Source organism: Oleiphilus sp. HI0125, assembly GCF_001635355.1.
The window spans coordinates 1-359 of sequence record NZ_LWGF01000451.1; the positions used below are offsets into that span (position 1 = coordinate 1).

The following is a 359-nucleotide window of genomic DNA, read 5'->3' on the forward strand; positions in this document are numbered from 1 at the left end:
ACTAAGAGTCAAGATGGCCCGATTGTGATGAACGAGGATGAGACCGGCTTCTTGAGCTTGAGTGTCGATTTACTCGATGCCTCGGAATCACTCACAAGCTTGGTGATGACGGGTTACCCATTGGGCTTCACGATTAGTGATGGTGAACATTCGGTGACGATCACCGAAGAAGGACAGCTGATCTTGATTAATGATTGGGATATCTCGAATATCTCGATCGACCCACCTGAAAACTGGCACGGTACCTTCGAAGTAACTTTGACAGCCACTACCGTTGATTATGGTGATGAAAACTCGAATGCCTTGCCTGATAGCAGCGATATTACGGGAGACTTCGATGCCACAGAAGGTCAAGATCT

General features: G+C 47.4%; 1 protein-coding gene. It reads left to right on the forward strand.

The genetic code is table 11. The features are described from left to right. The coding region (locus A3762_RS27190) for a hypothetical protein (RefSeq protein WP_197469062.1) at window positions 1-359 on the forward strand (359 nt) is incomplete at both ends.